18 protein-coding genes and 1 pseudogene are annotated in these 18,891 nt (G+C 64.5%); 9 read left to right on the top strand and 10 right to left on the bottom strand.

Going from position 1 to position 18,891, the window contains the following annotated elements; translation table 11 throughout:
* Positions 1 to 518 precede the first annotated feature (518 nt).
* Both IVA96_RS28955 and IVA96_RS28960 read right to left on the bottom strand, forming a co-directional pair.
* Positions 519 to 953 (bottom strand): hypothetical protein, encoded by a 435-nt coding sequence (locus IVA96_RS28955; RefSeq protein ID WP_247280041.1) that lies wholly within the window; start codon positions 951 to 953, stop codon positions 519 to 521.
* 136 nt (positions 954 to 1,089) lie between these two features.
* Positions 1,090 to 2,178, bottom strand: a complete 1,089-nt coding sequence (locus IVA96_RS28960; RefSeq protein ID WP_247280042.1) for a hypothetical protein — start codon at positions 2,176 to 2,178, stop codon at positions 1,090 to 1,092.
* Positions 2,179 to 2,413: 235 nt separating this feature from the next.
* Between IVA96_RS28960 and IVA96_RS28965 the strand changes: the two genes are divergently transcribed.
* Positions 2,414 to 3,445, top strand: a complete 1,032-nt coding sequence (locus tag IVA96_RS28965) for a patatin-like phospholipase family protein (RefSeq protein WP_247280043.1) — start codon at positions 2,414 to 2,416, stop codon at positions 3,443 to 3,445.
* A gap of 6 nt (positions 3,446 to 3,451) precedes the next feature.
* Here IVA96_RS28965 and IVA96_RS28970 read toward each other — a convergent pair whose 3' ends face one another.
* Together IVA96_RS28970 and IVA96_RS28975 are read right to left on the bottom strand one after the other, a co-directional pair.
* Positions 3,452 to 3,880: a CBS domain-containing protein gene (locus IVA96_RS28970; RefSeq protein ID WP_247420719.1), complete on the bottom strand. Its 429-nt coding sequence runs from the start codon at positions 3,878 to 3,880 to the stop codon at positions 3,452 to 3,454.
* Positions 3,881 to 4,127: 247 nt separating this feature from the next.
* A complete protein-coding gene (locus IVA96_RS28975; RefSeq protein WP_247280045.1) occupies positions 4,128 to 4,949 on the bottom strand; it encodes a rhomboid family intramembrane serine protease in 822 nt (273 codons plus the stop codon).
* Positions 4,950 to 5,404: 455 nt separating this feature from the next.
* On the opposite strand from IVA96_RS28975, the gene IVA96_RS28980 reads away from it, so the two are divergent.
* The 3 genes from IVA96_RS28980 (at position 5,405) to IVA96_RS28990 (ending at position 7,687) form a co-directional block, all read left to right on the top strand.
* Positions 5,405 to 5,959: a PAS domain-containing protein gene (locus IVA96_RS28980; RefSeq protein ID WP_247280046.1), complete on the top strand. Its 555-nt coding sequence runs from the start codon at positions 5,405 to 5,407 to the stop codon at positions 5,957 to 5,959.
* A 146-nt stretch (positions 5,960 to 6,105) separates the two neighbouring features.
* Positions 6,106 to 7,245, top strand: coding sequence for a DJ-1/PfpI family protein (locus IVA96_RS28985; protein ID WP_247420721.1), 1,140 nt, complete (start codon positions 6,106 to 6,108; stop codon positions 7,243 to 7,245).
* 151 nt (positions 7,246 to 7,396) lie between these two features.
* Positions 7,397 to 7,687, top strand: a complete 291-nt coding sequence (locus tag IVA96_RS28990; protein WP_247280048.1) for a hypothetical protein — start codon at positions 7,397 to 7,399, stop codon at positions 7,685 to 7,687.
* Between the two features lie 94 nt (positions 7,688 to 7,781).
* On the opposite strand, the gene IVA96_RS28995 is transcribed toward IVA96_RS28990, so the two are convergent.
* The 4 genes from IVA96_RS28995 to IVA96_RS29010 all read right to left on the bottom strand — a co-directional run bounded on the left by IVA96_RS28995 (position 7,782) and on the right by IVA96_RS29010 (position 12,224).
* Positions 7,782 to 9,734, bottom strand: coding sequence for a DEAD/DEAH box helicase (locus tag IVA96_RS28995; RefSeq protein ID WP_247280049.1), 1,953 nt, complete (start codon positions 9,732 to 9,734; stop codon positions 7,782 to 7,784).
* A 216-nt stretch (positions 9,735 to 9,950) separates the two neighbouring features.
* Positions 9,951 to 10,463 carry a hypothetical protein gene (locus IVA96_RS29000; protein ID WP_247420724.1) on the bottom strand — a complete coding sequence of 171 codons (513 nt, stop codon included), beginning with the start codon at positions 10,461 to 10,463 and terminating at the stop codon, positions 9,951 to 9,953.
* Positions 10,464 to 10,558: 95 nt separating this feature from the next.
* Positions 10,559 to 10,984: a VOC family protein gene (locus IVA96_RS29005; RefSeq protein WP_247280051.1), complete on the bottom strand. Its 426-nt coding sequence runs from the start codon at positions 10,982 to 10,984 to the stop codon at positions 10,559 to 10,561.
* A gap of 88 nt (positions 10,985 to 11,072) precedes the next feature.
* Entirely contained in the window at positions 11,073 to 12,224 is a 1,152-nt protein-coding gene (locus IVA96_RS29010; protein ID WP_247280052.1) for a zinc-binding dehydrogenase, read from the bottom strand.
* Between the two features lie 182 nt (positions 12,225 to 12,406).
* On the opposite strand from IVA96_RS29010, the gene IVA96_RS29015 reads away from it, so the two are divergent.
* Positions 12,407 to 12,886 carry a GNAT family N-acetyltransferase gene (locus tag IVA96_RS29015; RefSeq protein WP_247280053.1) on the top strand — a complete coding sequence of 160 codons (480 nt, stop codon included), beginning with the start codon at positions 12,407 to 12,409 and terminating at the stop codon, positions 12,884 to 12,886.
* Here the strand turns inward: IVA96_RS29015 and IVA96_RS29020 are convergent.
* Positions 12,870 to 13,631 (bottom strand): class I SAM-dependent methyltransferase, encoded by a 762-nt coding sequence (locus IVA96_RS29020; protein WP_247280054.1) that lies wholly within the window; start codon positions 13,629 to 13,631, stop codon positions 12,870 to 12,872. The genes IVA96_RS29015 and IVA96_RS29020 overlap by 17 nt on opposite strands.
* 221 nt (positions 13,632 to 13,852) lie before the next feature.
* Between IVA96_RS29020 and IVA96_RS29025 the strand changes: the two are divergent.
* From IVA96_RS29025 to IVA96_RS29035, 3 genes and pseudogenes are all read left to right on the top strand, one after another.
* A pseudogene (locus tag IVA96_RS29025) lies at positions 13,853 to 15,041 on the top strand (MFS transporter).
* A 169-nt stretch (positions 15,042 to 15,210) separates the two neighbouring features.
* On the top strand, positions 15,211 to 15,822 hold the full coding sequence (locus tag IVA96_RS29030; protein WP_026312634.1) for a PilZ domain-containing protein: 612 nt from the start codon (positions 15,211 to 15,213) through the stop codon (positions 15,820 to 15,822).
* Between the two features lie 353 nt (positions 15,823 to 16,175).
* A complete protein-coding gene (locus tag IVA96_RS29035; RefSeq protein ID WP_247280055.1) occupies positions 16,176 to 16,799 on the top strand; it encodes a transglutaminase-like cysteine peptidase in 624 nt (207 codons plus the stop codon).
* 124 nt (positions 16,800 to 16,923) lie between these two features.
* On the opposite strand, the gene IVA96_RS29040 is transcribed toward IVA96_RS29035, so the two are convergent.
* A complete protein-coding gene (locus IVA96_RS29040; RefSeq protein WP_247280056.1) occupies positions 16,924 to 18,471 on the bottom strand; it encodes an FAD-dependent oxidoreductase in 1,548 nt (515 codons plus the stop codon).
* 130 nt (positions 18,472 to 18,601) lie between these two features.
* Between IVA96_RS29040 and IVA96_RS29045 the strand changes: the two genes are divergently transcribed.
* On the top strand, positions 18,602 to 18,829 hold the full coding sequence (locus IVA96_RS29045; protein ID WP_247280057.1) for a hypothetical protein: 228 nt from the start codon (positions 18,602 to 18,604) through the stop codon (positions 18,827 to 18,829).
* The last annotated feature ends 62 nt before the right edge of the window (positions 18,830 to 18,891 follow it).

Below are 18,891 nucleotides of genomic sequence, written 5' to 3' on the forward strand. Positions count from 1 at the left end.
ACAGTTGCTCCCCGGGGAGCGATGCACTATTGCCCCCGTCGCCTTGCCGATGGCTGATGCCGCGGTCCGGTTGGGCCGCTCACATCACCGCAAGACTTGGCGCACAGACCCCGGGCGCCAGGACCACACGATTTCGCCGTACGCCGATCACACCGGTCGAGTGCGCGAGGTCCTCGCTCACGGCTCTCCGCCCTGCGAAGCCCTTCGCGCCGATGTGACCTGCGTCCACCGCCGCCCGGCCCGCGTGTCGTGACGATCGCGATACGCCCCTCTTGCTTGGGCGACACATACGCGATTTCCGAATTTCGGTAAAGCGGAATATTTTGGATGGCGCACGTTGACCCACGGCTTGGTGTTTCGCCCGGCGGGCAACGCAAGGTCTCGTAATCCGAATGAGCGAAGCGAGATCCGGGAATCTTGCCGTGCATCCCGAGTGTCGCTTCCGACTTCGCTCGCCGAGCTAGTGCAGACAAGCCGCTCACCCGGTTACGAATTCAGTGCAAAGCGCAGGTGTGCCGCTAGTCCTCGCTCGAGGCGGCGGAGCGGTCGTTCAAATGGGCCTGCGACAGCAGGAAGAACAGCGCGCGTTCGCCTTGATATTTGGCGGACGGGCGCGTGCGCTCGAACCCGTCCGCAAATATCTTGCCGGACTGGTCGCACACTTGCCATCGCCAGCCAAACCGCTTGCGCCTTGTTAGGACCACTTCGAACATGCCGACGGGCCGGGCCCCCTGCTCATTACCGATGGCGCAGGCGTCGATGATCTGCGCATCCGACTGCGACATATAACCCAGCAGGATGGAAAGAGAATAAAAATTGATGATCGGAATTGAGCGTCCACCGGTGCGGTGAACTCGCGCTTCGGGAATAAGGCGCTGATGGCGGTGTTGCTTCGCGCCTCGAGACGCTGCTTGGCCGCGCAGGCCTATGGATTCAAAACACAGGAGCGGCAACAGTGAGCGTCTGCTCACCTATCGCAGAGGTAACGGAAGATGGTGCGCTTGTGCGCCATGTGAGAAGCGGAGGATCTTCGAGGCGCGAAGCCCAGCATCCGGACCAGACCACCACCGGCGGGCATCGCCGCCAGCATCACCGCGCGACGACCTCGACTTCGCCGTCGACGCCGTTCACGACGTTGAAGCCGCGCTCGTAGACCTTGCCCTCGTTCTTGGCGATGGCGCGGTATTCGCCTTCGGAGAGCACGACGCGCGGGAAGGCGCCGATCGATTCCTTGATGACGTCGCCGCCCGGGGTCAGCACCGACCAGGCGGTGTTGGCCAGCGCTTCCCCGCCCCTGTCGCTGACGAGCTTGAGCGTGATCACGGCAGCGCGGTGGGTGATGGTGACGTCGGTGAGCTTGCCGGCCTGGACGCGGATGTCGGAGCGCACCACAGAGTTGGCATCGCCATAGTTGGAGACGATGTAGTAGGTGCCCTCCGGTATCAGCACGACGTCGCCGGCGGCGACGTTCGGCACCAGGGAAGCCCGCTCGCCGGATTCGAACTGGCTGCCCTTGTAGATCGCGAACGAGATCTGGTTCTGCGGAATGCGGCTGGTGCCGACGCGGCCCTCGATGCGCAAGCCCCCGGCCGGCAGCACGAAGGATTCACGGTCGGTCTCCGCTTTCAGGCTGACGGTGCGCACCGCACTGACGAGGCCGAAGGCGACGTGCACGACGTAATTGCCCGGCGGCAGCACGATGTTGGGCGTGGCGTTGCGGTCCTCGCGGATCAGCTTGAAGGTGCCGTTCTCGTCGGGACGGTCGGCAAATACGCGCCAGACCAGGCCGCTGGTGATCGGCGGAGCATCCTTGCCGTATTTCGCGGTCAGCGACAGCACGCCCTGGCCGGGCACGGCCGCATTCAGCGGCGCGGCCGGCGGCACGGTCGTGACCGCGGGCGGCGGCATGGTGGGCGAAGTCGGCTGCATCAGGGTCGGCGGCAGGCTCAGCGGCCCGGCGCCTGCCCCCGAGGGCGGTGCCAGATTGATGGCGCCGCCGGGATCCGGCACCGACGCAGGGGGCACCGGCGGCGGACGATCGGAGAAAAGCTGCGCTTGCGCCGCGTTTTGGCCAAGGGAGACCGGGCCGAAGGACGCAAGGCACGCCGCAAGGGTCAGCGCCGGCAGCAGCCGATCGCTGCGCCGCCATCTGATGATGCCGTCACCCCCGCGTGTCATGTCCCTGCTTTTCACTGAAAACGCGGCAAATTCAAGCCTCAGGAACCCGCTGGAATACGGTCATTTGGAACCCGGTTGACGCCTGCGTGATTAGTCTCGCAGCAACCGTCCATCGCCATACTCCTGCCCTGTGCCCTTCCCAAAGCGGCATAAACCATGCTCTGCCCCGGTTCTGGCGGAGTGCCAGTGCGGTGCTTAGTCTAGTGATACGGGCCTGGCCCAGGGGAGTTTTTCAGTGCTGGACATCTTGAAGGGTCGGGGCGCGAACGGCTCGAATAGCGAGAAAGTCGGCTTGGGCAGCATCCGCCGGCCGGTCATCGGCCTTGCCCTCGGCGGCGGTGCGGCGCGCGGCTTCGCCCATATCGGCATCATCCGGACTCTGCTCGCCAACGGCATCGCGCCCGACGTCGTGGTCGGCACCTCGATCGGCGCGGTGGTCGGCGGCCTCTATGCGGCCGGCCAGCTCGATACGCTGGAAGAATGGGGCCGCAGCCTGCAAGGCATGCGCAACATCCTCGGCTATCTTGACATCCGCCTCAACGGCTCAGGCCTGATCGGCGGCGAGAAGCTGGCGACCCGGCTCGAGGAAGCGTGCGGCCGAACCCTGATCGAGGATCTCCCGATCAAGTTCGCGGCGGTCGCCACCGAGGTCCGCACCGGCCACGAGATCTGGCTGACGCGCGGGCGCGTGGTCGACGCGATGCGCGCCTCCTATGCGCTGCCCGGCATCTTCTCTCCCGTCCTGATCGGCGACCGCTGGCTGGTCGACGGCGCGCTGGTGAATCCGGTACCGGTCTCGGCGGCACGGGCGCTCGGCGCCGAAATCGTTATCGCGGCAAATCTTTCCAGCGATATCTTCACCTATTCGACGACGGTCTATTCCCACGGCGCGATGCCCGAACCGGTCGTGCCCGTGCCTGAGGAGACAACGTCAAAACGGCGCTTCCCGCGATTCTTCTCGCCTGAGAAAACGGTGAAGCGCGAGTTTTTCGGCGCAAGCAGCAGCCGCCCCGGCCTTTCGTCGGTGATGGTCGACGCCTTCAACATCATGCAGGACCGCATCACCCGCGCCCGCCTCGCCGGCGATCCACCTGATATGCTGATCACGCCGCGGGTCGGCCATTTCGGCTGGTTCGACTTCCACCGTGCCGATGACCTCATCGCCTTGGGCACCCGCGCCGCCGAGCGTGCGTTGGACTCCATTCAGGAAGCGATCCACGTGCTGGCGCCGCCGCCCGAAGGCGCGGCGCCCAAGATCAGCGAGTAAAGCCGCTCAAGCCGTCTTGATGTAGTCGCGCAGGGCTTCTTGCTCGGCCTCGTATTCCTGGACGCGGCGCTTGACGATGTCGCCGATCGAGATCAGGCCCACCACCTTGCCATTGTCGATCACGGGCAGATGGCGGAACTTGCCTGTGGTCATTATCTCCATGAGTTCGGCGACTGTGTCGGTCTCCTTGCAGGTGACCACCTTGCGGGTCATGACCTGAGCGACCGGCTCCTCCAGCACGCCGGCGCCGCGTTCGCCGAGCACGCGCACGATGTCGCGCTCGGACAGGATGCCTTCGAGCCGGCTCTGGTTCATCACCAGCACCGCGCCGATCTTCTTCTCACCGAGCAGCTTGATCGCGGCCGACAGCTTGGCGTCGGGCTCGACGCTCACGATCTGGTGGCCCTTGGTGTTGAGAATGGAACGTACCGTCATTGTCGCCTCCCTGAATCGGAGCCGTCCGCCCTTTGGCGATCCGGAACTTGTTCGCGAGTCTTCAACTAACAGTTTCAGCGCCGGTTTCACGCTCGGGCGCCTTGCGAAGCATTGCCTTGTTACCGTCTGAGCATGATCTCGCCGGAAAACCGCTACGCTTTTCCGGATCATGCTCGATCAGCTTGCAGCTTCGGAACATTCTTCTCGGGAATGATGGATGAATTCGGGCCGCGCCGCAAGCGCCGCTTCAAATACGGTCTGAGACGTCCCGTGATGACGCATCCGCAGCATCGCTTCGCATGCGCGGCACCGGATCGAACAGCGCAAACAGCAGCAGCCCCGCGAAGAAACCGCCGATATGGGCCTGCCAGGCCACGCTCGTGGTCTCAGCATCGATGCCAATTGCGCCAACGCCGAAGATGATGTTGACGCCGAACCAAACGCTGAGGAAGCCGACCACCCGTCCGTCGCGCAACGCGCGCGACAGCGGCAGCGCTGGAACCTTTGCGGCGGTATCGGCGTCCGAACGGCTGAACGATAGGAAGCTGCCGCGGGCGAACGCGAAGCGGATCGCCGCCGCCATCGCTCCCGACACCGAGGCCGACGCGCCGATCATCGGCGCCACCGCATGCTCATGGGTGACGAGATGGGCGAGCGCGCCGGCCGCCGCCGTCACCGCCATGAACACGAAGAACCTGATGGCGCCAAAGCGCCGCGCCAGCGCGCTGCCGAACGGCAGCAGCCACAGCACGTTAAAGCCGAGATGGGTCAAATTGGCGTGCAGCAGCGAATAGGTGACGAAGGTCCAGACCTTCGCACCCGCCCCGCCCGGAATCTGCAGATTGAGCAGCGAGGAATCGTAGCGCTTCGGGATGAAGCCGAAGACGTCGATGGTCCAGTTTTCGATCTCCGGCGGCAGCAGCACCCGCAGATGGATCAGCGCCAGCAGGGCGATATAGCCGGTCAGCGCCGCGGGCAACGTCAGGATCGGCTCGCGCGAAGCCTCCTCAACGACGGCCGGCACGTCCGTTTGAAAACCTTGCGGCGGAAAGTCTTGCGGGGAATCCAAGGCAGCTTCGCTTTCAGCGCGATCGGAGCGGTGCTTGGAGATAGTCGCCTTTGCCGGCCTTGCGCAAGTGCACAAAAGGAAATGGGAGGGCCCTGGGAAAAGCCCTCCCTGTCCGTGTTGTCGGCCTTCCGGTACCTTCCCGGGAATAAGGTGTATCCCCACCCCTCCCGCGGCCCGCGACCAAACTGTTTGACGCCCTGTGTACAGGCCTCGCCGAGAACCTGGAGAAAGCGGCGAAGCTTGCGACCGCGATCACCTTAGCAGGCAGGCTGGCGGTGCAAAGCGCATAGTTAATTTAACGTTAACAACGCAAAGACAGCCGCCGAGGAGCTGAAAACACCCCAGCGGCATGGACGCTGCAGATCCCCTCCTGCACAACAACGAAAGGGATCGCGGGTGCACTGAAGCGGGACAGGTTTGTCCCGGGAGGTTGCGCCCCCGAATAAGCGTCAGTCATGAAACATCCGTCGAGCCGCGAGTTCTTCGCGTATTGGGACAACAAGCGCGGCGCAGCGCGGGCGCCCGATCGGGCCGACATCGATCCGGCCGCCGTCCGCGACCTGCTCGGCGATATCTTCGTGCTGTCCTGCGAGCAGAAGCTCGGCTTCCCGTTCCGCGTCGCCGGCACGCGCGTCTGTGCGCTCGCCGGGGGCGATCTCAAGGACCGGAGCTTTGCGGCGCTATTCACGCAAGCCAGCCGCGGCGAGATCGAGGAGATCACCACGATCGTCGCCGACGAGACCTTGGGTGCGATTGCCGGCGTCACGGCTCAACGCGAAAACGGCAGCAAGGCGCATCTCGAGCTGCTGCTGCTGCCCTTCAATGCCCGCCCGCATACGCCTGTCAGCGTGACCGGCGTGCTCGCACCGTTCGACGACGAATGCGGCGTGCTCGGTGCCTTCACCCTCACCTCCTGGCGCTATCTGCATCAGCCGGAGAAACTGCTGCCGCGCGCGATCCGCAAATTGCAGATCGCACGCGGGCTGATGGTGTATGAGGGGCTGCGGTAGACTTCGAAAGCTCCTGCGCAGGTGCCGATCGCGCGATGGATCGTCGCGCGCGGCATGACCGTTTTTGCCGGATTTGCGTCATTCCCGAAGTCGTCCCAACCGGATAGTTTCCGCGCCGCGTGAGATGACGAGCGGGTGACATCATCATGAGCTGGCGCATTCTGGCATGGACCCTCCTTGGCAGCGTGGCATTGCTGGTGGCGATCGGCGGAACGTGGCTGCTCCTGCTGCCAGGCGCGCCGGCATCGGGAACCGCGCCTGCGATCTCCAAAGACGAAGCCGAGGCGACGCTGGCCGCGCTGAAACCGCCGAAGCGACAGCGCCCTCTGATCGCCATCGTCGGCATCAACGACATGAGCGAGACCACCGACTATCTGATGCCCTACGGCATCCTCGCGCGGGCGGACGTCGCCGACGTCCTCACCCTGGCGACGCAGCCGGGACCGGTCACGCTCTATCCCGCACTCAGGGTGCAGCCCCATGCGACCATCGCCGAGTTCGACGCCGCGCATCCCGACGGCGCCGACTACGTCATCGTGCCCGCGATGAGCCGCGACGACGACACAATCGTCCTGCAGTGGATCAGGAGCCAGGCCGGCAAGGGCGCGATCGTGATCGGCGTCTGCGTCGGCGCCACGGTCGTTGCCAACACCGGGCTGCTCGACGGCAAGAGAGCCACGACGCATTGGTATTCGGTGCGCGACCTTCAGAAGCATTCGACGGTCCGCTATACGGCGGACCGCAGACTGGTCGTCGACCAGGGCGTCGTAACGACCACCGGCATCACCGCATCCATGCCGATGGCCCTCACCTTGATCGAGGCCATTGCCGGTCGGGCCAAGGCCGAGGCGGTCGCCCGCGACATCGGCCTTGCGGCGTGGGATGCGCGCCACCGCAGCGACGCGTTCAGCTTCACGCGCCCCTTCGCGCTGACGGCGATCGCGAACACGCTCGCCTTCTGGAACCGCGAGCAGCTCGGTATAGCGCTGACGCCAGGTGTCGACGAGGTCTCGCTCGCGCTGGTCGCCGATGCATGGTCGCGGACCTATCGCTCACGCGCCCTCACCTTCGCCGCCACGGCAGAGGCGCGCACGAGCCGCGGAGGCCTCGGCATCCTGCCGGACCGGATCGCGGACGATTGGCCTGCGCAGCAGGCGCTGCCGGGAGCCGGCACCTCGCCGCCGGCACAGGCGCTGGATGAAACGCTACGTGCGATCGATGCGCGCTACGGATCGCGCACGGCCGACTTCGTGGCGATGCAGCTGGAATATCTGAAGCTGGATTGATCTCAGCGCGATCTCGCTGCAACGTGACGTCCCTCCCCGCTCACGACTCACGCGGGCGTGAACCCACCTGCTCGAACCAGTTTCAACCAGCCTCCGTCGAAGAACCGTGCGGGCCGTTCTGGTCTCGCCGAACCGAGACTGGAGACTTTCCATGAAACTCACATTGCCGAAAGTTGCTTTGATTGCCTTTGTTGCGGCGACCGCGTTCATCGCGACCAGTGTCAACGCCGCGCAGTACCGCACATACGGCTGCGAGTTCGCCTTGTTCGAGGGCTGTGGCAGCCTGATCGAGATGCCGAATCAAGGCGGACGACGCGTCGTCACCCATCGCGACACCTCGCCGACTTACATGAAGCAGACCGATCCTCGCTATAGCTCCGCGATGCGTGATGCCGGTGGCAGTGGCGGCGGTGGTGGTGGTGGGGGCAGCGGTGGCCGCTGAGCTCACGCCTCTCTCTTCAGATGATGTCGCCAGTAGATGATGTCGCCAGTGCAATCCGGCGGCATCATTGCTGCCTGACCTGAATGGCGGACGCTCAACCTCGCCGTTTCTTCCTCGCCTTCTTCTTCCCCGGCGCGCCCTTCACGGGCCACGGCATGACCGAAGGCTCCGCGTGGCCCTGTTTGCTCTTATGCTTCTTTTGCTTCCCGAAAGAAGCAGCCTCGCCGAATTTCGGGCCACGCTCGCCGTGAGACGTGCTGCGCGGCTTGAATGCACCTGCCTCGCGCGCGCGATCGCTCTGACGCTCACGGTGATCATCGTCAGCGGCCTCGCGCCTAGGCGCATATGACCGCTCCTGCGAAGCCGCCTGCCGCTGCGGCCCGTCCGCCATCGGCTCGATGCGGATGCTGTCTTCCTTGTCCGGACGCTTGATCTTGGCAGCGAAGGAGTCCGCGACCCGCTCGGAAATCTCGAACTCGGTGGTGGTGTCCATGATCTTGATGGCGCCGATGTCGCCCTTGTCGATGCCGCCGCGGCGGCAGATCATCGGCAGCAGCCAGCGCGCCTCCGCGTTCTTGCGCCGGCCGATGGCGGCGCGGAACCAGACGCTGCCCTCGGCCATGCGATGTTTCGACGAGGACTTCCCGGATTTTGCTCGTGGCTTGCCGGGGCGATCGCCGCCGCCTTCACCTTCAAACCTGTCACGACCGCGATCTTCGCGCGGCTTGCCGCTGCGCTCGCCGGGATCGATGATGTCCTCGGGCGAGGGCAGCCGTGCCCGATAGAGCCGCGCCAACGCGGCGGCGATATCCTCGGGCGAACGCTCGGCCAGCAACGCCTGCGCCAGCACCAGATCGTCGGCGGTCGTCTCCTCGGTGAACAACACATCCTTCATGCGCGCGTGATCGAGCTTGCGGATCTCCTCCGCCTGCGGCGCCGTACCCCAGATGGCCTCGATGCCCGAGAGATTGAGCAGCAATTCCGCACGCCGGCGTCGTGCCGGCGGCACCAGGAGGACGCTCGTGCCCTTTCGTCCCGCACGTCCGGTTCGGCCCGAGCGGTGCTGCATGACTTCGGCGTCATTGGGCAGATCGGCATGGATGACGAGGTCGAGGCTCGGCAGGTCGATACCGCGGGCGGCGACGTCGGTCGCGACGCAGACGCGGGAGCGTCCGTCCCGGAGCGACTGCAGCGCCATGGTGCGTTCGTTCTGGGTCAATTCGCCTGACAGGGCGACCACGGAGAAGCCGCGCTCGAGCAGCGCCGCCTGCAAATGCCTCACGGCATCGCGCGTGCTGCAGAACACCAGCGCGCTCGGCGCCTCGTGGAATCGCAGCACGTTGACGACCGCGTGCTCGACGTCGGCGGGCGCGATCCGGATCGCGCGGTACTCGATATCGGCGTGGCCGCCTTCGTCGCCAGCGACCTCTATCCGGAGCGCGTCGCGTTGATATTGCCTGGCCAGTGCGACGATGCCGCGCGGAAACGTCGCCGAGAACAACAGGGTGCGGCGCGCCTCAGGCGTGGTCTCGAGGATGAACTCCATGTCCTCGCGAAAGCCGAGATTGAGCATCTCGTCGGCTTCGTCGAGCACGACCACCTTCAATTCCGAGATGTCGAGACGGCTTCGGCGCAAATGATCGCAGAGGCGGCCGGGCGTGCCGACGACGATATGGGCGCCGGCGGCCAGTTCGCGCTGCTCGCGGCGCGGATCCATGCCGCCAACACAGGAGACGACCCGCCCGCCCGTATGCCCGTAGAGCCATGCAAGCTCGCGCTGAACCTGCAAGGCAAGTTCGCGGGTCGGCGCCACGATCAGCGCGAGCGGCGCGCCGGCCTGCGCGAACCGCTCGGCGTCACCGAGCAGGTCCCTGGCCATGGCAAGGCCATAAGCCAGGGTCTTGCCGGAGCCGGTCTGGGCCGAGACCAGGAGGTCGCGGCCAGAGGCCTCGTCCGCGAGCACGGCGAGCTGAACGGGAGTCGGGGAATCATAGTTCCGCTCGCCCAAAGCGCGGGCGAGCGGCGGGGTCAGGGCCGGAAAAGACACGGGATGGAGAACCTTGGTTAATTCAGGCGCGCAAACGGTGAACCGGCGGACCTGAGCTCGCGTGCGCGGCAAACGGCCCGGCCGCACGCCGGATGTGATCTGGGCGCTCTTTACGCCAAGTGCGCTGAAATCACCATGCCTATGATGCATGGCCTGCCAGAGAACCGCGCCTGAAGGTCGCAAGGATTTGCCAGCCGGCAATTGCTTGGCGCGCGTCTAATCCCTGGAGGTCGCCAGCTTGCTGAAGCTGCCGACCAGCTTCGACCTCGCCCGCGCAACAATGTCTCTTGCTGCAAAGGTCAAGGCGCGGACGGCGCGCCAGGCTTCGGTTGCCTGCAGCCACGCCTTCACGTCGGCAAACTTGCCATAGGTCCAGGCGAATGCCGGAATCCGCATCAGCTTGTCCCGCGTGAGATGGAACAGGCGCTCGACCAGAACGAGCTTGAGCAGCTCGCCGATGATGAAGGTCGCTGCGCCGCTCAGGACCTGGCCAGTTGCGGCAAGGTAGGCTGCCAGGGGCTTGATCGGCTCCAGAATGATCACGGGTACGGAAAACAAGGCGAGCGAAGGATAGGGCGGCAGCGACCTGATCCAGGCCCGCAATCGCGCGAATTGGAGGTGCCGCTCGACCCAGCGCGAAATTGGCCGCGCCACGGCCATGAAAACCGCGTCCACAAGGAAGTAGACGGCGGCCAGGACGTAAGTGACGGGTTTCAGAATTCGCTTCACGGCACCTCTCCCGTGAACTGAAAGCCGGAACTTGGGCCTAAGTTTCACCGCAGCATGAAGAGTTCGCGAATTCCCGATGGAACTTTCTGGGCGGTTCAGATCTCCGCATAGATCTCAAGCAAATTTCCATCGGGGTCGCGGAAGAACAGCGTGCGATGGCCGAAGGACTGGTTGGTCGGCGGCGACAGCAGCGCCACGCCCCGCCGCACGAGTTCGTCGGCGCACGCATCGACCTCAGTTGCCGACACCTTGAAGGCCAGTTGCAGCGAAGCGCTGCCCGGCGGCGTCGGCGCATCAGCGGCGGTCCGGCTCGGCCGTGCCAGCGCCAGCGTGTTGCTGCCGAGGCCGTACTCGATCCAGCTCGGCGAAAGCTCGCGCAGCAGGGACAAGGCGAGCACGTCTTCGTAGAAGCGCCGCATCGCCGCCATGTCGCGCACGAAGATGACGGTGTAGTCGATCGCGCGGATGGCGCTGAACGGCGAGCGGGGCTGGTTCGGTTCGAGGGTCGGTTCGTTGGTCATCTCGTCATTCATTCCAAACCCCGACTCGTAGCCCCGCAAGGCGCCAACGGTCGGCGCAAAGCGCCACCCGCTTGACGGGGAACATGACCTACTCCACCAGCTCCGGCCACGGCACGATGGTCGACTTCACCGTCTTCATCGCCATCGCGTCCTGGACCGCCTGCGCGACGCCCGCTTCCGTGAACGGATAAATCGTCTGCATCTTCAGCCAGGGATACTTGTCGCGCGTCCGGTACAGCATGTCGACGCCGAGCGGCAGATCGTTGCCGGTGAAGCCCCAGGATCCCAGCACGTTGAGGTCCTTGGTGCAGATCCGGTGCCAGGAGGTCTCGATCGAGCCGGCGTCGGTGAACTGGCCCATCTCGACATAGGTGCCGCCGTCGCGCAGCATCTCGATGCCTTCGGGGCCGGCTGAGGGGTGTCCCGAGCAATCCATCACGAGATCAGCGCCGAAGCCGCCGACGATGTCGCGCACGCGTGCGATGCGATCTTGCGGCGACTTCAGTTCCTCGATGTTGACGGTCGCCTCCGCGCCGAATTCGCGGGCGAGCTTGAGCCGCGGCTGCTCCGGCGCGCCGACGCAGATCACGCGCCCTGCCCCCATCTCCTGCGCGGCTGCGACCGCCAGAATGCCGATCGGGCCGGAGCCCTGGATCACCACGGTATCGCCCCAGGAAAAACCGCCGGCGCGGATCGCGCGATTGAAGGCGCGGATGCAGGACGTCAGCGGCTCGGACAGCGCGCCCAGCCGCAGCGACATGTCGTCGGGCAGCTTGTAAATTTTGGTGCCCGGCAGCATGTCGAGATCGACATAGACATATTCGGCCCAGCCGCCCCACATGTGAGGCGCCTTCTCGAAGCCGAGATAGCGGCCGTAATAGACCGGCGTCAGGCACTTGTTGGCGACTTGCGGATAATGGATGCAGTAATAGCAGCGGCCGCAGGGCATCAGCGGCGGGATCATCACCTTCGAGCCGACCTTCAGCGGCTTGCTCATGAAGTCCTCGGTGAACTCGTCGCCGCATTCGACGATGACACCGCCGAGCTCGTGGCCGAGCGTGAACGGCCACGGCAGCGGTTTCGGCCAATGTCCCTTGAGAATATGCAAATCGGTGCCGCAGACCCCGCAGGCGCCGACCTTGATCAGCGCCGCCTTGCGGCCGACCTTCGGCCACGGCACGGTGCGGATGACAGGCTCCGAGCCCGGTCCTGCGTGGGTGCAGACGCGGATGGATTCCATGGCTGTGTCCTCGCTGCCCGTCTGTTATGATTGATTGGTGCGGGCGTGAGGCGAAACGTATGTGAGATGCACCGTTGTGCCAAGCGCGAGTCTCGTAGCCCGCATGCAGCAGAGCGGAATGCGGGCTCGGCGGCCCCGGATTGCGCTGCACGCCATCCGGGCTATGATCGAGGAGAATGCCGATGCTGCGTGACTATCAGCCGGCGGATGCGGAAGCGGTCAGGCGCGTCGCTCTCGCCGCCTTCGCGCAATTCGAGCAGGACTATTCCGACTGGCCGACGTTTACAGCCAATGTCGCGAAGATAACGGCGCTTTCCAGGACGGGCGAGATCATCGTCGCCGAAGACGGTGGTGAGATCGTCGGCGCCGTGGCCTATATCGGCCCACGGCAGCCAAAGCCGCCGTTCTTCGATCCGGCCTGGCCGATCATCCGCATGCTGGTGGTCGACCCCTTCGCGCGCGGCAAGGGCATTGGCCGGCAACTCACGGAAGAATGCGTTCGCCGCGCCGAGCGCGACCAGTCGCCGATCATCGCACTGCATACGACGCCGATCATGACGGTCGCTCTGCCGATGTATCTGCGGATGGGATTCGAGAAAGTGCGCGAGGCGCCGGATATCTCTGGCGTGCCTTATGCGGTCTACGTCAAGGCACTGGCGTAAGGCCGCACACGCAAACCTGTCGCATACTTCCCGCAGTCAGCGGTCTGCGATCGAAATCACCGAAGCGCGCGATGACGCGCAGGCCGCCCGAGGCCACGAGCAACGGCATCTCCTGCGGGAAGATGCAGCGCATCGGCAAGGCGGCTTGCCAAAAGTCCATCTCCGTCTCGCTCGACCAGTACCAATCAACGTGCCTGATCTGGGTGAGCGGGTCGTAGCTCGCAGTCTCCTCGACAGTGATCGCGCCAAGACCGTCGTGGACCACCGCGCCGATCAACTCGCGCTTGTTGGGATCAGAGTTGAGTATGGCGATATTGGGCAGGAAGGCGTCGAACACCAACCGACCCTTCGGCGATAGGTGTCTGCCGACCGATCCGAAGAAGCCTTTCAAGTCGTCGAGGCTATGCAGGTGGAGGATCGAGTTCATGGCAACGATGATGGTGTCGAACGTTCGCCCGCCGAGATCGAAATCGCGCATGTCCAGCTGGATGAGATCGAGCTCGACCGCCTGCGCCTTTGCGTTCTTCCGCGCGCGATCGAGCATCTCCGGCGACAAATCGCCTCCGACCACCTCAAGCCCGGCTTGCGCCAGCGGAATGGTCAGGCGACCGCTGCCGCACGCGAGATCGAGCACGCGGCCGCCGCGTTCGCTTGCGATCTCGACATAAAAGCGTTCGAGGATCGGCTCTCGCGGCGCCATCAAATCGTAGAGGTCAGGGCGGTCGTAGAGGCTGTTCTGTTCCATGAAGGCAATTGTACAGGATAATCTCGTGAGCGGCACGAGGTGACTTGTCCCCGGACCGCGCGCTGGTGATCGCGCTGCATACGAGGCCGAGCAACCCTCTCACACACCCAATTGTCTTGAGCGCTCGCCAGCGACCGTGTAAGGCCCGAGCAGTCCACCAAGGTGCTCGCTTGAACCCCCTCCCCCAGAATCCCTTGGCCGCGTCCGGCTCGTTCGCGGCGATGAAGTCCGTGCCCTACCGTCTCCAGTTCACGGCTTACGTGCTGGCGATGATGGCCGACAATATCGAGCATTTGATCAGCTTGGGTGGTGTTCCAGAAATTCCATTCGCCGGCGCTGGCGGGCTTTGCGGTGCTGTCGCACTGGCTGCCGTTCCTATTGTTCTCGGTCGCGGTCGGCGGGCTCGCGGACCGGTTCGATCCGCGACGCATCATCCAGTGCGGCATGGTGCTGTTCATCGTGGCATCGAGCGGCTGGGGCTTCTTCTTTCTCACCGATACTATCCAGATGTGGCACGCGATGCTGCTGCTGGTGATCCATGGCTGCGCCGGCGTGTTGTGGCAGACGCCGAACCAGCTGCTGCTCTACGACCTCGTCGGCCCCGCCGATCTGCCGAGCGCAGTACGGCTGAACGCGATGGCACGCTATCTCGGCATCCTGGTCGGGCCTGCCGTTGGCGGCATCATCATGCTCAGCCTCGGCACCTCGCACGGCATCATCTTCAACACGCTGTTCTATCTGCCGATGCTGCTGTGGCTGTTCTGGGCGCCGATGCGCGACAAGAGCATCGCCATGCGGCGCTTCGCGGTGCGCGGCCTTGCCGACATCGTGCTGACGATGCGCGCGATCGGCACGCAGCCGGTGCTGTCAGCGATGACGTGGCTCGCCGGCCTCACCTCCTTCATGATCGGCAACGCCTATCATGCCCAGATGCCGGGCTTTGCCGGCGATCTCGGCCATGGCGATCCCGGCGTCTCCTACAGCATGCTGCTCGCGGCCGACGCGGCCGGAGCGCTGCTCGCCGGCATCGCGCTGGAATCCTGGGGGCGTCTCAAGGGCACGCCGCGCACCGCGATCATGCTGGCGATGTGCTGGAGCGGGGCGCTGCTCGGCTTCGCTTTGGTGCGGATCTATCCGGCCGCGATCGTGCTGCTATTCTGCGCGGGCTTCTTCGAGCTGTCGTTCAACACCATGGCGCAGGCGCTGGTGCAGCTGAACGCACCGTCCGACATCCGCGGCCGCGTCGTCGGCCTTTACAACATGGCCGGCCTCGGCATGCGCGCCTTCAGCGGCATCACGGTCGGACTATCAGGCGCGGCGATCGGCATTCACTGGTCGCTCGGGCTCTCGGCCGCCGTGCTGCTCGCAGGGCTGTGTCTTCTCTATCGGCGGCGGGTGCGAGAGGCTTGACCGGCTCAGCCCGGCTGGGGTGCGCGGACGGGCCTGCCCGCCCTTGATGTGGCTTTTCCAGCGCATTGTGTCTGTCCGTGTCCGGCGGGCCCGATCCTAACGCGGCATTAACCCTATGCACCTTAGGGTCGTCCCGGACTCCGCCCGGGCGGGGGGTCGGGTGTTGGAAATGGCGTTGGCGAACAAAAAATTTCTTCCGGCCGCCGAGGAGCGTCGGCGTTTCCAGCGGGTGAAAGTGCACCTGCTCGGCCGTTACATGCTGCCGGACCGCCGCGAATTCCCCTGCCAGGTGATCAACATGTCGCCGGGCGGGCTGGCACTGCTGGCCCCCGGCATCGGCAATGTCGGCGACCGCGTCGTCGCCTATCTCGACCATATCGGCCGCGTCGAGGGCAAGATCACCCGGATCATCGACAATGGCTTCGCCATGACGATCGGTGCGACACCGCGGAAGCGCGACAAGCTTGCGGCCCAACTGACCTGGCTCGCCAACCGCGACATCCTCAATCTGCCGGAAGACCGCCGCCACGACCGTATCGTGCCGCGCAACCCGATCGCGGTGCTGACGCTCGAGGATGGCACCAAGATGACCTGCCGCATCATCGACCTGTCGCTGTCGGGCGCCGCGATCGCCGCGGAGAACCGCCCGCCGCTGAAATCGACGGTTCTGCTCGGCCGGGTCCAGGGCCGGGTGGTCCGAAACCTCGAAGACGGCTTCGCCCTGGAGTTCATGCACGAGCAGCCGGCCGAGACACTCGAAGAGAGCGTTACCGCCCGGTAAAGCGCAACGACCCCAAAACCACTGCATTTCCAGCCTCGAAGGCGGCCTCCGTGATGCGGACGCCGCCTTTTTCGTGCGTTGCGACCGGCCCCCCGCGGGTTAACGCAAGGGTTGCAGCTGCGCGCAAACGACGGCTTCAGCAGCGTTTGCCGCGTTAATAGATAAAAATGCCGCGTTAATAGATAAAAATTGAATCAATTGCAGTCATTTCAAACTTTATGAGAATTCGATTCAAGTATAGTTCGAATTCGACGCGCGTTTTACTTGCATTCGTCTCGACTTGACTTGGATGACTTAGCGGCAACTCAAAAGCTCCGTGCGAAATGTGGTCCCAACAAGAAACGGGGGCCGCAATGTTTGATTTCAGGGGACAGGGGAAAGGGCTGGCGCTGGCTGCCATGCTCTTCGGATTTAGCGCGGCAGCGCAGGCCGGCGAAGGCCGCCTGCTCTACGCGAGCCTCGGCGACACCACGCGTGCGCCGATCGGCTGGGTCGAGTTCTGTGCGGACAATGCCGCTCAGTGCCAGGGCGGGCCGACGCAGGCACGCGATATCGTGATGTCGCAGGCTGCATGGCGCGACCTCATCAAGGTCAATCGCTGGGTCAACGAGACCGTGAAGCCTTTGACCGACCAGGAGCACTGGGGCGTGATCGAGAAGTGGTCGCTGCCCTCAGACGGTTACGGCGACTGTGAAGACTACGTGCTGTTGAAGCGCAAGATGCTGATCGATGCCGGATGGCCGCGCGAGGCCCTGCTCATCACCGTCGTGCGCGACAAGAAGGGCGAAGGTCACGCGGTGCTGACGGTGAAGACCGACAAGGGCGAGTTCGTTCTCGACAATCAGAACGAGAACGTCCTTGCCTGGACGGAGACCGGCTACCGCTTCGTCAAGCGCCAGTCGCAGAGCGATCCCAACGTCTGGGTCTCGCTGGGCGATACCAAGCCGGCGGTCTCGACCGCCAGCGCGAGAGATTGATCGTTCACCCAAGGAAAGAGTCACGCGGCCCGGTCACATCCCCACCCCTCCCCGTCCCAGACCGGTTCGCGCGCGGCCAGGCTTCCCCCAAAGCCTGGCCGCAACTTTTTGAGGGAATTGCCGCTCACTCCGCGGCTTCGAGATTAGCGGGCCTATCGACCTCGCCGAGCGGTGACACGGCAGGACCATTGAGCGCCGTGCCGTCAGGCGCGAACTGCGAGCCGTGACAGGGACAATCCCAGCACTGCTCCAGCGCATTCCAGTGCACGACGCAGCCGAGATGGGTGCAGCTGGCCGAGTGCAGATGCAGACGTCCGTTGCGGTCCCGGCAAGCGGCAATCTTCTTCAGGCCGCTGCGGACGAGACGCCCCTCGCCCGGCCGCAGCCGTTCGACGCTCGCAATCTCGCTCGCCGCAAGATACTCCGCAAAATTCTTCAGCGGGGTGATGTTCTCACTGATGAACTCGCCGATGTTCTTCTGGATCTTCCGTGACGGGGCGTAGATCTCTTGCCACGGGCTCGCACCCGTCGTGATCAGATCCGTCACCAAAAGGCCGGCGACGAGCCCATTCGTGATCCCCTGCCCGGAATCGCCGCTGACGATGAACAGATGCTCCTCGCCGGGGCTGCGGCCGATGAAGCCGGCGAAATCAACCGGCTCCAGCACCTGGCCGGACCAGCGATGAGTGACCTCGCGCAAACCGGGCAAGCGATCGCGGGCCCAGCGCTCGAGCGCGTCAAGGCGCTGTGCGCCGTCGTTCGCTTCGCCCGATTTATGATCTTCGCCGCCGATGATCACGATGTCCTCGTCGGCAGAGAACGGCTGGAGCCGGACATAATGATAGGGATCGAGCGTATCCCAATAGAGCGCATCCTCCAGCGCGCCGGCCGCAATCTTCGCCGCAAGCGCATAGGTGCGGTAAGGCGCCTGCTTGGTGTGGATCGCCACCTGCACATTGACGGGCGAGTTCGTCGCGACCACCACGTCGGCGGCGTGGACCTCGTGACCCGAGGCCGTCGTCACGACCATGTCGCCGTGGCGTTGACCGATGCTCTCAACACAGGTGTTGCTAAAGAGCCGCACACCCCGCCGCTCGAGTGCACGCGCTAACCCCGCGAGATATTTGGTCGGGTGCATGCGCGCCTGGCTTTGAAAGCGCAGCGAACGCACCTGGCCCTTGGCATGGAACGGGGTTGGCTCGATGCAATTCTCGACGGGAATTCCGAGCTTGCCACAGCAATCCAATTCCTTGTCCAGCTCCGATGCGGGCGTTTCGGACGCCAGCACCCAGTAACCGTCGACGCGTCGAAAATCACAATCGATGTGCTCGGCACCCTGGATGGCCTCGGCGCGATCGATCGCGGCAGCAACGCTCTGATAGTAGCGGAGCGCGCAATCAAGCCCGCGCACCCTCACCAACTCGTCGTAACCGTCGTCGAGCGCGGTGGCCAGGTGGGCAGTGGTCCGCGCCGTCATCCCGCTGCCGATGCCGCCGCGGTCCAGCACCACGACCGAGCGTCCATGGCTGGCGAGCTCATAGGCGACCGACAGCCCGGCAATTCCAGAACCGACAATGACGACGTCCGTACCCATCGTACCGGATAGCGCCGGGGCGTCGGCAACCGAAACATCCATCCAGAGCGATCGGGTGTGCTCGTCTCGTACATTCATGACACTACTCCTCGAAGCAACAAACGATGCGACGGGACGAGGGTTCCTCTCCGACCGCCGGCGAGCGGAAATGCCATTGAAGATCACCACATTCATTAGGAACCTTCATCGCGCTCGCGCTTGAAACCGCATGAAAAATCCATCACCCGGAATGCGCAGGGCGTTACGTCAAGCCCAATTGTACGGACACCTGCTCGTCCGGAATGACAGGCTGTATTACCCAGGAGGCAATCATCCGATCTGCTCGATCCAGCTTGCACGCGAGATGGTCAGGTCAGGATGGATGACCAAGCAGGACGGCGAATACGAGATCACGCCTGACGGGCAGCTTGCCGCCGAAAGCGAGTACAGTCGCTGATGCGCTCGCTGGGGTCCGGCCGCGACTTCGACAAAACGCCGGTCCTGACCGTCGAGCCAAAA

Source organism: Bradyrhizobium sp. 159, from assembly GCF_023073795.1.
Classification (GTDB): domain Bacteria; phylum Pseudomonadota; class Alphaproteobacteria; order Rhizobiales; family Xanthobacteraceae; genus Bradyrhizobium.